This window comes from Salibacterium sp. K-3 (assembly GCF_054052005.1).
This window is the reverse complement of record NZ_JBSVZE010000003.1, coordinates 103,483-116,684: the sequence shown is the minus strand read 5'-3', so window position 1 is coordinate 116,684 and position 13,202 is coordinate 103,483. Positions and strand designations below refer to the sequence as shown.

The 13,202-nt window shown below is 49.9% G+C and carries 12 protein-coding genes; 9 read left to right on the top strand and 3 right to left on the bottom strand.

What is annotated here, in order from left to right; translation table 11 throughout:
* Window positions 1-2 precede the first annotated feature (2 nt).
* On the bottom strand, window positions 3-1,820 hold the full coding sequence (ligD, locus tag ACW9JV_RS16205) for a DNA ligase D (protein ID WP_457336320.1): 1,818 nt from the start codon (window positions 1,818-1,820) through the stop codon (window positions 3-5).
* Window positions 1,821-1,913: 93 nt separating this feature from the next.
* On the opposite strand from ligD, the gene ku reads away from it, so the two are divergent.
* Together ku and ACW9JV_RS16195 are read left to right on the top strand one after the other, a co-directional pair.
* Entirely contained in the window at window positions 1,914-2,750 is an 837-nt protein-coding gene (gene ku, locus ACW9JV_RS16200) for a non-homologous end joining protein Ku (protein ID WP_457336318.1), read from the top strand.
* A 110-nt stretch (window positions 2,751-2,860) separates the two neighbouring features.
* Window positions 2,861-3,322: a flavin reductase family protein gene (locus ACW9JV_RS16195; RefSeq protein WP_457336316.1), complete on the top strand. Its 462-nt coding sequence runs from the start codon at window positions 2,861-2,863 to the stop codon at window positions 3,320-3,322.
* Window positions 3,323-3,365: 43 nt separating this feature from the next.
* Here ACW9JV_RS16195 and ACW9JV_RS16190 read toward each other — a convergent pair whose 3' ends face one another.
* Together ACW9JV_RS16190 and ACW9JV_RS16185 are read right to left on the bottom strand one after the other, a co-directional pair.
* Window positions 3,366-3,542, bottom strand: a complete 177-nt coding sequence (locus ACW9JV_RS16190; protein WP_457336314.1) for a hypothetical protein — start codon at window positions 3,540-3,542, stop codon at window positions 3,366-3,368.
* Window positions 3,543-3,575: 33 nt separating this feature from the next.
* Window positions 3,576-5,519 carry an aconitate hydratase gene (locus tag ACW9JV_RS16185; RefSeq protein WP_457336312.1) on the bottom strand — a complete coding sequence of 648 codons (1,944 nt, stop codon included), beginning with the start codon at window positions 5,517-5,519 and terminating at the stop codon, window positions 3,576-3,578.
* Between the two features lie 188 nt (window positions 5,520-5,707).
* Between ACW9JV_RS16185 and htpX the strand changes: the two genes are divergently transcribed.
* The 7 genes from htpX to qoxD all read left to right on the top strand — a co-directional run bounded on the left by htpX (window position 5,708) and on the right by qoxD (window position 13,194).
* Complete coding sequence (htpX, locus tag ACW9JV_RS16180) at window positions 5,708-6,607, top strand: protease HtpX (protein ID WP_457336310.1); 900 nt, start codon at window positions 5,708-5,710, stop codon at window positions 6,605-6,607.
* A 139-nt stretch (window positions 6,608-6,746) separates the two neighbouring features.
* Window positions 6,747-7,547, top strand: a complete 801-nt coding sequence (locus ACW9JV_RS16175) for a DUF2935 domain-containing protein (protein ID WP_457336308.1) — start codon at window positions 6,747-6,749, stop codon at window positions 7,545-7,547.
* A 104-nt stretch (window positions 7,548-7,651) separates the two neighbouring features.
* Window positions 7,652-8,572, top strand: coding sequence for an EamA family transporter RarD (rarD, locus tag ACW9JV_RS16170; protein ID WP_457336306.1), 921 nt, complete (start codon window positions 7,652-7,654; stop codon window positions 8,570-8,572).
* 780 nt (window positions 8,573-9,352) lie between these two features.
* The gene (gene qoxA / locus ACW9JV_RS16165; RefSeq protein WP_457337223.1) at window positions 9,353-10,252 is read left to right on the top strand and encodes a cytochrome aa3 quinol oxidase subunit II; all 900 of its coding nucleotides are present in this window, start codon (window positions 9,353-9,355) and stop codon (window positions 10,250-10,252) included.
* Between the two features lie 90 nt (window positions 10,253-10,342).
* Window positions 10,343-12,232 carry a cytochrome aa3 quinol oxidase subunit I gene (qoxB, locus tag ACW9JV_RS16160; protein WP_457337221.1) on the top strand — a complete coding sequence of 630 codons (1,890 nt, stop codon included), beginning with the start codon at window positions 10,343-10,345 and terminating at the stop codon, window positions 12,230-12,232.
* Window positions 12,229-12,837, top strand: coding sequence for a cytochrome aa3 quinol oxidase subunit III (gene qoxC, locus ACW9JV_RS16155; protein ID WP_457336304.1), 609 nt, complete (start codon window positions 12,229-12,231; stop codon window positions 12,835-12,837). Before qoxB ends, qoxC begins: the two co-directional genes overlap by 4 nt.
* Window positions 12,838-13,194, top strand: a complete 357-nt coding sequence (qoxD, locus tag ACW9JV_RS16150) for a cytochrome aa3 quinol oxidase subunit IV (RefSeq protein WP_457336302.1) — start codon at window positions 12,838-12,840, stop codon at window positions 13,192-13,194.
* Window positions 13,195-13,202 lie beyond the last annotated feature (8 nt).

The window sequence follows — 13,202 nt, the reverse complement described above, 5'->3', positions numbered from 1 at the left end:
TTTTACGTGGAAACATGGTCCATGGTGTGAAGCAGGTGCTGCAGCGGCTTCCGGTTCCGTTCCCCATTCCAGTGCTGGAACGGACAGCCTTGATGGATAGTCCGGTACAGTGTATGCTGCATCGTGAAGGCTGTACGATCCATATCAGAGGTGAGGTCATCCCAGAATAAAGGACAGGCCGTCAGCGGTTCTTCCTTTCCACGCAGAGAATAGGGGGCAATAATGGTTTTGCCGCGGGCGTGCTGTGGAATATCGAGATAGACCCGGCCGCCGCGCCGCTTTTTCCGGCGTTCGGTAGTGAAAAGCCCGTCATGTTTTTTGGTCAACAGCTCCCCGATGGAGCGGTTGAAGAACCCGGTGTCTTCCCATGTGAACGTATCGGCAGGAAGAGGAATATAAATCTGAAGCCCTTTATGGCCGGAGAATTTCACAAAGGATTCCAGATTGAAAGCATCAAGCACCTCTTTAATAAGCAGTGCCCCTTCTACAGCAAGAGAAAAATAAGAAGAATCCGGCGGATCAAGATCGAACACGATTTCATCGACAAACCTTGTTGATGTCCGCTGAAAGGGAATGTGCCATTCCAGGGCAAGCTGATTTGCGAGCCACAGCAGTGTCTCTAATGTATTACAAATGATAAAACGGTTCTCGTCAAGTTTCAACGTTTCCACGAATTCCGGTGCATAAGCCGGGCAGTCTTTTTGAAAAAATCCATCTTCCATGACACCGTGCGGAAAGCGGACAACGGTCAGAGTACGATCCTGGAGAAACGGGAGTACAAATGGCGCTGCCTTTCGTACATAATCCAGAAAATCAAGCTTCTGCACCTTCCCGTCCGGCCATAAAGGCTTGGAAGGATGGGTGACAGCTGCCTCTTGCGGAAAGCGGAGCGCTTCCACCTTCCAGCTCTCGCACGTGCATGCCTGTGCAGGTGTCTGAAGCAGCAGCCGGGACACACGGGGTTCGCGCAGCTCTTCATGCTTTGCGGACGTGTAAGTGACTTCAAGAACAATCGAGGGGTCCATAGAATAAACGCTTCTGGAAGGATCCCAGATTCCGTTTTTCCTTATAATTTCCATCAAAGCTTCTTTTTCCGTGCCGGATAAGCCATGGGAGCATTTGCCGACAGGACGGACGCTGCCATTCTGAAAAATACCAAGGTGAAAATAGTCATTAGCCGGGTCCCATGCCGTGATAAAACATGTCCCCCTATACGGCGTTTTGTATTTCAGCCAGTCGGTGGCCCGGCCCCGGCGCCAGGGAGCGTCGGCTCGTTTGGCGACGATTCCTTCACTTCGGTATAAACGGCACCAGTCCTTAAGTTTGTTTTGGCTGTCCCATACTGGTATGCCTTGAATCCGTCCGGCGGCATGGGGGTCCGGTGCCAAAGGAAGATGTGCTTCATCAAGCAGCTGCCGGAGACGACCTTTTCGTTCCTGCAAGGATAGAGAGGTGATATCCCTTTCGCTGACATGCAGGCAGTCGAACGCAAGAAAAGCCGCCGGGCGCCTTTCGGAGTCCTGCTGGATTTTAGAAACGCTGCGGCGGCGGTTCCGGCTCTGAAGATGGTAGAAATCCGCTTTGCCCTCGTTCTCCAGCACCACAAGTTCTCCGTCCAGCACAAACGGGGGAGCACCTGCAAAGAAAGAAACGGCGGCCGTGATAATTTCGGGGAAAGCAAAAGCCAGGGAATGACCGTTCCTGCTCGTGAGATCAGCGGAGCCGTTTTTCCACGTCAAAAAAGCTCTGTAACCGTCATATTTACATTCGTATTTCCATTCGGTTCCTTCTGGTATTGCCTGTGTTCGTGCCGGTCTCACTGCTCTTCCTCCATTTTGGCATCATGATGGTTTCATTAGTATGCATGAGATGCCCGCCTGCCATGCACAATAAGGAAAAAAGGAGACAGTGCCATGCATACGATGTGGAAAGGGAGTATTCAGTTCGGGCTTGTCAGCATTCCGATAAAAATGCATGCTGCTACCGAAGACAAAGACGTATCGTTCCGCAATCTTCATGAGAAATGCAAAACACCGATCAAATATGAAAAAGTTTGTCCGGTATGTGAAGAAAAGGTGGAAGCAGAAGATCTGGTCAAAGGATATGAAACGACAACCGGAAGCTTTGTCGTGGTCACGAAGGAAGAATTGGAGGAAGTCCGTGGAGAAACCGGTGAGAAAGCGGTGGAAATTCTGGACTTTATTAATATGGATGACATTGATCCGATTTATTTTAACCGGAGTTATTACCTCGGTCCGGATGAAGGGGGATCAAAAGCTTATACCCTGCTTCGGAAAGCCCTGCAGGATGCCGGAAAAGCAGGGATTGCCAAAATAATGATCCGCTCGAAAGAACAGCTGGCCGTTCTTCGTATCTACCATAACACCATATTGATGGAAACCTTGCATTATCCGGATGAAATCAGAAATGCGGCTGATGTTCCGAACGTGCCGGAAGAGGACAATGTCGCGGACAAAGAGCTGGATACGGCGAAAATGCTGATTGATCAATTGACCGCTTCGTTCGAACCGGAAAAATATGTGGATGAATATAGGCAGAAACTGCTGCAGCTTATCAAGTCCAAAGAAAAGGGAGAAGAGGGTGTCACCCCGGCACAGGAACAGCCGCAGGATAATGTGGCCGATTTAATGGAAGCACTGCAGGCGTCCGTCGATAAAAACAAAAAGAAGAAAGCCTCCGGGCAAAAGAAAAGTACATCACAGAAGAATACAAAAAAGAAAGCCACGTAATGGTCTTCTCCTCTATTTAAAGAACAGAAGACAATCCTCCTGCATTGCATAATCACAGGTTTCCATGTAACGTGGAAAGCACCTGGGATAGTAAAGAGGGGGAACGATAGATGGATGACCGCTTATTCAAAACGGCGATGGGGAAGTTTGCGACAGGTATTACCGTCATTACGACGGAAACAGACGAAGGCGGTGTGCATGGCATGACAGCCAACGCTTTTATGTCCGTCTCCATGGATCCGAAGCTTATATTGATATCGGTGGCTCAACACGCGAACACTCACGATCTTATTAAACAGAACGGTGCATTTGCCGTAAATATCTTAACAGAAGAGCAACAGGAACTGTCGCAGTATTACGCGAAACAACTGAAGGAAGAAATAGATGTTCCGCTCGACCGCTTCGAAGGCCAGCCGGTTATTGAGGGAGCGCTGGTCAATCTGGCCTGCACCGTGTATGACAGCCATGAAGCCGGTGACCATACCCTGTTTATTGGAAAAGTGGAAAATCTGATGGTACAGGATGAAACACCATTGCTTTATTTTGAAGGACAATATAGAGAATTTCACTAAAAAAGCTTCACAGGAGACTACTGCTGCTCCTGCGAAGCTTTTTTTATTCCAATGTGCGGTTTGTTTCGTCCACGTCAAACGGTCCGTCCGGTTCCGGACTTTCTCCGGCTTTCAGAATACCATCTCCGCCGCAGACGCTGCAGGAATATTTCCACTGTTCATCGTCCATCAACAGGCCGGTGCCGTCGCAGGCTGAACAAACATTTTCGTGGATGTTCATCGTTAGGCGCACCCTTTCTGTATAAGGCTTATCTTATTGCTTATCTTTCACCCAGTTGATAAGTCCTCCTGTTAACATGATGTCCACCTGCCGGTCGGTTAATGCATGGCGGAGCCGGATTTCTTTATTTTTATCCTGAAGGGAAGCGGTCAGTTCACTGCTTTGACGGATGGTATTGCGGATATCTCTTAACTGGATAATATCACCTTTTTCCACCGCGTTATAATCGCTCTCGTCCGCGAAGGTAAGCGGGAGGATGCCGAAGTTGATCAGGTTCTGCAAATGAATACGTGCAAAGTCTTTGACGATGACCACCCGCAGGCCGAGGTAACGAGGAGCAAGGGCGGCGTGTTCGCGGCTCGATCCCTGGCCGTAGTTGGTGCCGCCGACGATGGCGTGACCGGTTTTTTCACGGATGTCCATGGAACGGTTGTAATAATCTTCATTCACAATTTCAAACGCGAACTTGCTGATCTCCGGCAGGTTGCTCCGGTAAGGAAGAACCCTTGCCCCGCCGGCAAGAATTTCATCGGTGGAGAAATTGTCGCCGACTTTCAGCAGCACCGGAACGTTCAGCTCATCCGGAAGCGGCTCCATGTATGGAATGGAGGCAATATTAGGTCCCTTGTGAAGATCGGTTTTCTTCGCTTCTTCGAGCGGCAGCGGTTCTTCCAGCAGACGGAAATCAACGGTCGGTTCATCTGGTTCGGTAATGCGGGGATAATCCATATCCAGTTTCCGTGGATCCGTGATTTTGCCATACAGGGCAGATGCAGCTGCCACTTCCGGCCCGCAAAGGAAAACACTGTCTTCTTTGGTGCCGGAGCGCCCCGGGAAGTTCCGGGGCGTGGTACGGAGGCTGTTTCTGCCGGAAGCAGGGGCCTGTCCCATGCCGATACAGCCGTTACAGCCGGCCTGATGCAGGCGGGCGCCGGAAGTCAGAAGGCTTGCGATGTGTCCGTTCTGGACGAGATCGGTAAGCATCTGCCGGGACGTCGGGTTGATATCGTAGGATACGCCGCTTGCGATCTGTTTTCCGTTCACGACTTCGGCGGCCATGGCGAAGTCCTTGTACCCCGGGTTCGCAGAAGAGCCGACATAAGACTGGTAAATGGATTCTCCTTCCACCTCGGTGACAGGAACGACATTGCCAGGACTGGATGGTTTGGCGATCATCGGCTCCAGGGACGACAAATCAATTTCTTCGTCTATATCATAAGAAGCACCTTCGTCGGCTTTCAGTTCGCGCCAGTCTTCCTCACGTCCCTGGGTTTTCAGGAAACGCTTGACTTCTTCATCGGAAGGAAAAACAGTGGCGGTTGCGCCGAGTTCGGCTCCCATATTGGCGATGACGTGCCGGTCCATGGCGCTTAACTGGTCCAGCCCCGGGCCGTAATACTCGATGATTTTACCGACCCCGCCTTTCACGTCGTGGCGGCGCAGGAGTTCCAGAATAATATCTTTGGCGCCGACCCAGTCCGGCAGTTCGCCTGTGAGTTTCACGCCCCAGATCTGCGGCATTTTGACGTAGTACGGTTCGCCTGCGATGGCCATGGCGACATCTATGCCGCCCGCGCCCATCGCAAGCATGCCCATACAGCCGTTGGCACAGGTGTGGCTGTCGGAGCCGAGAAGTGTTTTACCGGGTACAGCGAGCCGCTGCATATGAACCGGGTGGCTGACACCGTTGCCGGGGCGGCTGAAGTGCAGACCGAAACGTTTGGCCGCGCTCTCGAGAAACAGGTGGTCATCCGGGTTTTTGCTGTCTTCCTGAATGACGTTGTGGTCAACGTACTGGGCGGACGCTTCCGTTTTTGCCCGTTCGATCTCCATGGCCTCGAGTTCAAGCATCACCATGGTTCCGGTGGCGTCCTGGGTTAATGTTTGATCAACAGCGAGCGATATTTCTTCGCCGGGTGTCATGTCACCGGATAGGAGATGTTCATTTATTAATTTCTGCGCAGCGTTATAAGCCATAAGTATGTGGACCTCCTTATAGTATTTAGTATAAATCGCACGTGTTTATCTATACCTTTTATTAGGAAAATCTAAACAGAACTGTCTTTTGATAAGCGAAAATAATGAAGACATGGTATAATACATGAAGGAACAGAAACATATGGTATAATGCTTTGCAGCATAAACAATTAAGGAGGAAGACAGACTTGGGTAAGCGGATTCTGCTTTTTATCATTACCAACATCCTCATCATTACTACGATTACGATCGTATTCAGCATTCTGGGAATGTTCGGCATCAACCTTCCGAGCATGAGTGCAACAGCTTCCGGTCAGATCGATTACGGAGCCCTTTTGATTTTCAGTGCGGTGATCGGCTTTGGCGGTGCGTTTATATCGCTGGCTATTTCCCGTATTGTTGCGAAAAAGTTAATGGGTGTACAGGTCATTGATCCTGATACTGCCACCGGGGCGGAAAAGGATCTTGTGGAAAAAGTCCACCGTCTCTCCCGCAGTGCCGGTTTAATGCATATGCCGGAGGTCGGTATTTACCAGTCGGGCGAAGTCAATGCATTTGCGACCGGTCCAACCAAAAAAAGGTCCCTGGTAGCTGTATCCACCGGACTTTTGAACTCCATGGATGACGACGCGGTGGAGGGTGTACTCGCTCATGAAACCGCCCATATTTCCAACGGAGACATGGTAACCATGACACTGCTTCAGGGAGTGGTGAACACCTTTGTCGTATTCCTCTCCCGGATTGTCGCATCCATTGTCTCCCGTTTTGTGCAAAATGACGCGCTGCGGATGGTTGTTCATTTTGCGGCGATCATTGTCTTTCAGATACTGTTTTCGATTCTCGGAAGCCTGGTCGTTAATGCTTACTCACGCTACCGGGAATTTCACGCGGACAAAGGCGGGGCCGATCTTGCCGGGAAGGACAAAATGAAACGCGCGCTTCAGGCTCTGCAGTCCCGAGCGGATATGGTGGACAACAGCCAGACATCGATGCAGACACTGAAAATCAACAATAAAGCAACGATGGCGAGCCTCTTTTCCTCCCACCCGCCACTGGATGAACGGATCCGCCGTCTGGAAGAAAAATAGTTCTGCCTGCCAGGCCTTCTTCATGAGAAGGCCGGCTTTTTTTTATGGGCAGAGGTACCGTGTTTCGGGAATATGTTCTTTGGACAGCCCTCTTTTTCATAGAGTAAAAGGGAGAAACCAGGAAGAAGGAGAGAGGGCATTGAAAAAGAACTGGGAAACGGCGGCGGAAGAAGAACATTCATTCTGGCTGAGGGTGCTTGCAGATCATTCACGTTTTCTGCATGATACGCTGGCCCCGTCTGAAACCGAGTATGTGGAAACAGCCCGGGCATTTATTCAACGGTTTGATCAGCTGCTCGAAGATCTGCAGTCAGCCGGTGATATGGACCGTATTACGAGGGAAGCGGAAGATGCGGCGAAAGACATCCGGTTCTTTAAACTGCAGATCATCCAGCGCCAGCTGACGGGCAGAATAAAAATCGGATTGACGCCGACATTCATCAATCACATGGTCAACGAAGTGGAAGAGTACTTGCGGATACTAACTTGTCTCGGGGAACAGAAAGTCCCTCCGGTCTGTCACCCCCTTCACCATCATTTGGTCTGGCTCGTAGATGCAGCCGGCCATGCGGATGCAATCACCGGTTCCCTGGATAAAGTCGAACATCAGCTGAAAGAAAAATCCCGCCGGTTCACGGATGATTTTGATCACTTTTATTTAAAAGCGGTGGAGATGGCCGGTTATCTGCGCGCCAATGTAGATACATTTCCGGCCCTTGGAAGAATGAACGACCAGGTGAAACTGGAACTTGATATTTTCCGAACCTTCCTCAGAGAACTGGAAGAAATGGGTCTTACTAAAGAAATGCTCGGCACTCTGACTCCATTGATGGCCGACCATATGTCGAGAGAAGAATGCTATTACTTATGGAAACTTGCCGAGTCGACGCATACCGAAGCTCCCTCCTGCAGTCCGGTTCAAACAAGCTCAGAGATATAGATGTTTCCCGCCCGGCGAACGCCGGGTTTTTTAGTGGCACCCCGGCAGAAGATTGTATTACACTGAAAGGGTATCACAAAGAAACAGAGAATTGAGGGTTCAGGATGGGAGAATATCAACAGGGACGGGGTGTTGCGGCAGCAATGGCTGCCTATCTTTCATGGGGATTCCTTCCTTTATACTGGAAGCTTCTCGGCAATGTACCGGCAGCGGACGTACTTGCCCACCGGATTATATGGTCGCTTTTTTTCATGGGCGTTGTACTGCTGGCTGCAGGGAAAAGCAAAGGTGTATGGAAGGAAATAAAGCATACGTTTTCCTCCCGGAAGACAGGGATGGCTATCACCGCAGCAGCCGTTTTAATCAGTGTGAACTGGTTTATTTTCATTTTTGCCGTTAACAGTGACCGCGTCATTGAAGCTAGTCTTGGCTACTATATTAATCCACTGATCAACGTGATTCTGGCGGCCGTCTTCTTAAAAGAGAAATTGTCGAAAGCAGAAGGGACAGCATTTCTGCTTGCTGCCGCCGGGGTCATCCTTCTCACGATGCATTATGGCTATGTTCCCTGGGCGGCGATGGGGCTGGCACTCAGTTTCGGTTTTTACGGCCTTATTAAAAAAATCACGCCGGTAGGGGCCTGGGCCGGCCTGACGATTGAAACGATGCTGATGACCCCGTTTGCCCTGCTTTTTTTACTGGTTTTCAGAGATAGGGGAGACATGTTTGCCTCTTACGCGTCCTCTGATGTACTGCTTTTGATCGGCGCAGGAGCTGCTACGGCCATTCCGCTGCTGTTATTTGCAGCAGGTGCAAAGCGGATCACCTTTTCGATGATGGGATTTCTGCAGTACGGCGCTCCTACGATTATGCTGCTTCTAGGTGTCTTTTTGTTTCAGGAGCCATTCAGCCGCCAGCAGCTGCTTTCCTTTATCATCGTATGGGCCGGACTCATTCTATTCACCTGGTCCCGGGCAGAAACAGCCAGAAAAAATCGAAAACACACCGCGAAAAAAGCAGGATAGATTCTAAGGGGGTGTATCAAAAGTCTGTTACATGCTGAGGCATCCGCTGCAGGCGGACGCTTGCCGCGGGCAGCGCCTCAGCTACATCAAACGACAAAACCGCCGTTTGATGGGATCTTCGGCTGCTACTCTTCCCGCAGGCGTCGCCGCCTCCCGCTTATGCTTCGGTTATATTTTCTTTATCACAGGAAAGAGTTTGGGACAAAAGAAAAATGTATAAAACAAAGCACGAACGTCTTTTGTGTCTATTTAGAAGCCGCATGGCAGCGGAGCCAAAATGCTTCAACTCCTGCTCAGAACAGCACGAGTCTCGGGGACTCCACAGGAAGCGATTTTCTTCCGAAGGCCCGCAGGATGCGGGTCAGGTCGGCGTTGGCACAGGACGTGCCGATTTTAGCCGATCATCCTCTTTTCGAGCCGTGCCCGCGGAAAGCGAAGTATTTTGGCGCAGCGGTTTATCTCAGTAACGAAAAATGCCGAACGATTTTAAAAAATCGTTCGGCATTTTTCTATTTTATAAAGGTTTTGTCCCAGCCTCCTTTTTTCGAGAGAAAAACACTGTTTGAAAGCCCGAATAGGCTGAAAACGGCATCATTGAACGTTTTATGACTAATTTGTGTTGAATTTGAAACAGTCCCGTGAGATTTATATGACATCTAAACGGGTAAGGACGCTGCAGGGCAAGCATTTGCTATCATGATAATAACGTGTTGTGAGAAATACCTACGATGTTTTAGAAGGGAGTGGAACGCCTTGAAAAATAGATGGAAAACATACGGCATGCTGCTGGCATCTGCTTTCATCCTTGTTATAACCAGCGGCTGTGCCGGGATGCCGGTTCTTGATCCAAAAGGACCTGTCGGCGAAAGCCAGAAAAATCTGATCGTCTTTTCTATCATTATGATGTTATTCATTGTAGTGGTGGTCATGGTCGCTTTAACCTACATGCTTGTTAAATTTAGAGAGCGTCCGGGGCGCGGCGATCAGGATTATGATCCGGAACAGGAAGGCAACAACAAACTCGAAATCATATGGACAGTGGTCCCGCTTATTATTGTGACTGCTCTATCAATCCCAACCGTCATTACGATCTACGATCTTGAAGAACCACCGGAGTCTTCCAGTGACAAAGAGCCTTTGGTGATTCATGCAACTTCCGCGGACTGGAAATGGTTTTTCAGTTATCCGGAACAGGATATTGAAACGGTGAATTACCTCCATATTCCGACGGACCGGGCGATTGAATTTAAGCTGTCGTCGGCGGATTCGATGGCTTCATTGTGGATACCGGCTCTCGGTGGCCAGAAATACAACATGGCCGGAATGGAAACGACGCTGTATCTGCAGGCGGACGAAGAAGGCACCTATAAAGGCAGGAACTCCAACTTTACAGGTACAGCCTTTGCAGAGCAGACATTTGACGTACACGCGGAATCAACAAAAGAGTTTCAAAGCTGGGTGGAAGAAACACAGCAGAGCGCACCGGAACTGACACAGAGTGAATACGATGAGCTGTTGGCACCTGGTCTTCTGCAGGAAATGGAGTTTTCTTCCACCCATCTTCAATACGTCGATCACGGCACTATGGATGGCAGTGATTATTTAATTGAACGTTATCCGGAAAAAGCATTTGACGACCTGCCGGCTCTTGAGGGAGGAGAAGATGTTGCAGATGAATAATCGAGGCACAGAGAAAGCGGGTGAGAAAACGTGTTAGATTTTCTGCTGAATGAATTTTTAGTAACGGGGGACCCGTTAATATATGGAGCAATGGTTTCGATCGTTCTGGTTTCCATCGCCATCGTGTATGTTCTGACTTATTTTAAGAAGTGGGGCTACCTGTGGCGTGAATGGCTGACAACGGTGGACCATAAGAAAATCGGAATCATGTATATTATTGCAGCGATATTGATGTTGTTCCGGGGCGGCGTGGACGCCATGCTGATGCGCACACAGCTCACGATTCCCGGTCTGGATTTTCTTAACTCCCAGCATTACAATGAGATATTTACGACCCATGGTACGATCATGATTATTTTCATGGCGATGCCGTTTCTTATCGGACTGATGAACTTTGTCATACCACTTCAGATTGGGGCGAGAGACGTTGCGTTTCCTTTTCTGAACGCTGTCAGTTTCTGGTCGTTTGCGTTTGGGGCGCTGCTTTTCAACTTGTCTTTTGTGATTGGAGGGTCGCCGGACGCGGGGTGGACAAACTATGCCCCGCTCGCCGGTCCGAATTTGAATCCAGGTCCCAATATCAACTATTACCTGCTTGGGCTGCAGATTTCCGGAATTGGGACGCTTGCGACAGGTATTAACTTTTTTGTAACAATTCTGAAGATGCGGGCACCTGGCATGACATTGATGCGGATGCCGATTTTCAGCTGGTCGACGCTGATCACGTCATTTATCATCATCTTTGCTTTTCCGATTCTTACCGTCGCTTTAGGCCTGATGACGATTGACCGTATTTTCGGCTCGCAGTTTTTCACCCTGACCGGAGACGGTATGCCGATGATGTGGGCAAACCTTTTCTGGCTCTGGGGGCATCCGGAAGTATATATCGTCATTCTGCCGGCTTTCGGTATCTTTTCAGAGGTCATTTCGACCTTTGCCCGGAAGCAGCTGTTCGGCTATAAAGCGATGGTATATTCCATGGTTATTATCGCGGGACTCAGTTTTCTCGTCTGGGTGCACCATTTCTTTACGATGGGAGCCGGGGCCGGCGTCAACTCATTCTTTTCGATTACAACGATGCTGATATCGGTGCCGACGGGTGTGAAGATTTTCAACTGGCTCGGCACGATGTATAAAGGGAAGATACGGTTTGATACACCGATGTTATGGTCGCTCGGCTTCATCCCGTGTTTTGTGCTCGGCGGGGTGACCGGTGTCATGCTTGCCATGGCAGCGGCTGACTATCAGTATCACAATACGTACTTTCTTGTCGCCCACTTCCACAATGTGCTGATTGCCGGAACGGTATTCGGCTGTTTCGCCGGCCTGACGTTCTGGTACCCGAAAATGTTCGGGCATAAAATGAATGAAAAACTCGGTAAAATCAGTTTCTGGCTCTTTCTCATTGGATTTAATGTCTGTTTTCTGCCGATGTATTTCCTCGGATTCGCAGGTATGCCGCGCCGGACGTATTCCATTGAGCCGGAATGGATGCCGCTGAATGTCATTTCATCTGTCGGTGCCGTGTTGATGGCCATTGGTTTTATCGTATTTGTCTACAACATTTACTACAGCTTCCGTTACAGTCCGCGCGAAACGACAGGAGACACCTGGGACGGACGTGCACTGGAATGGGCGACAACCACACCGGTACCGTTTTACAACTTTGCCACCGTTCCTGAGATTACCAGCCCGGAAGCATTCTGGCAGATGAAGCAGGAAGGCGGTACGACCTACGATAAGAAAAACCTCGAACCGATTCATATGCCGAGTGACTCCGGTGTACCTTTCGTCATGACAGCCTTTATGTTTGTAGCAGGCTTCGGTCTGGTATGGGAATGGATGATCATGGCCATCGCCGGTTTAATCGGAGTGCTCGCCTGCATGGTGATACGGTCGTTTGATTACGATCATGGCTTCCATGTTTCGGTCGAAGAGATTAAGGAAACAGAAGAAAAAGCAAGGGAGGGAGAAAAATGAGCGGCCACTCAGAGTTAACGACAGGACCACTGGAATACCGTTCCCATGAAGACCGCATGACGATACTCGGATTCTGGATCTTTCTTGGAGCGGAAATTGCGCTGTTTGCCACGCTGTTTGGGACCTATGCCGTTATGTTCGGACGTACCGCCGACGCTCCGGCACCGGCGGAATTGTTCGAACTGCCGATGGTGCTCATCATGACCTTCCTGCTTTTGACGAGCAGTTTCACCTGCGGTATTGCGATCCATGAAATGCGCCGGGGTTCCCTGAAAGGGCTGCTTTCCTGGCTTGCGGTTACCCTGCTGCTCGGTCTGGGATTTCTCGGTTTTGAAATATATGAATTTGTCCATTATATTCACGAAGGGGCGACGCTGCCCTCGAGTGCATTCTGGTCCAGCTTTTTCGTACTGACCGGCACCCACGGTCTCCACGTTACGCTCGGTATCTGCTGGGCGGTGCTGTTGATTGTGCAGCTGCGGCAGCGCGGCCTCACACAGGTTACGTCCCGGAAAATGTTTGTCCTCGGCCTATACTGGCACTTTCTTGATGTGGTGTGGATCTTCATCTTCACGAGTGTGTATCTGATAGGGATGGTGGTATAAATGAGCGGACACAATGAAAAGTTCCCTAAATCGCACATCATAGGCTTTTTCGGCTCGCTTGTCTTAACTCTCGCCGCAGCATGGGCTGCTGTTGGATCAGGCCTCCCGGTAACATGGATCATTATCTCCATTATGGTAATGGCCGTGATCCAGGCGTTTATTCAGCTGTTCATGTTCATGCATATATCTGAAACGGACAGCGGGGGTTGGCAGATCAGTAACATGCTGCACGCGTTTTTCATCGCTGCTGTTGTGATAGCGGGATCGGTCTGGACGATGTCGTTTGGTTACGCGCACAATCACGACGGCGGTGGAGATATGGAAATGGAGAACCACGAAGAAATGCAGGAGGAATAAAAAAGTTC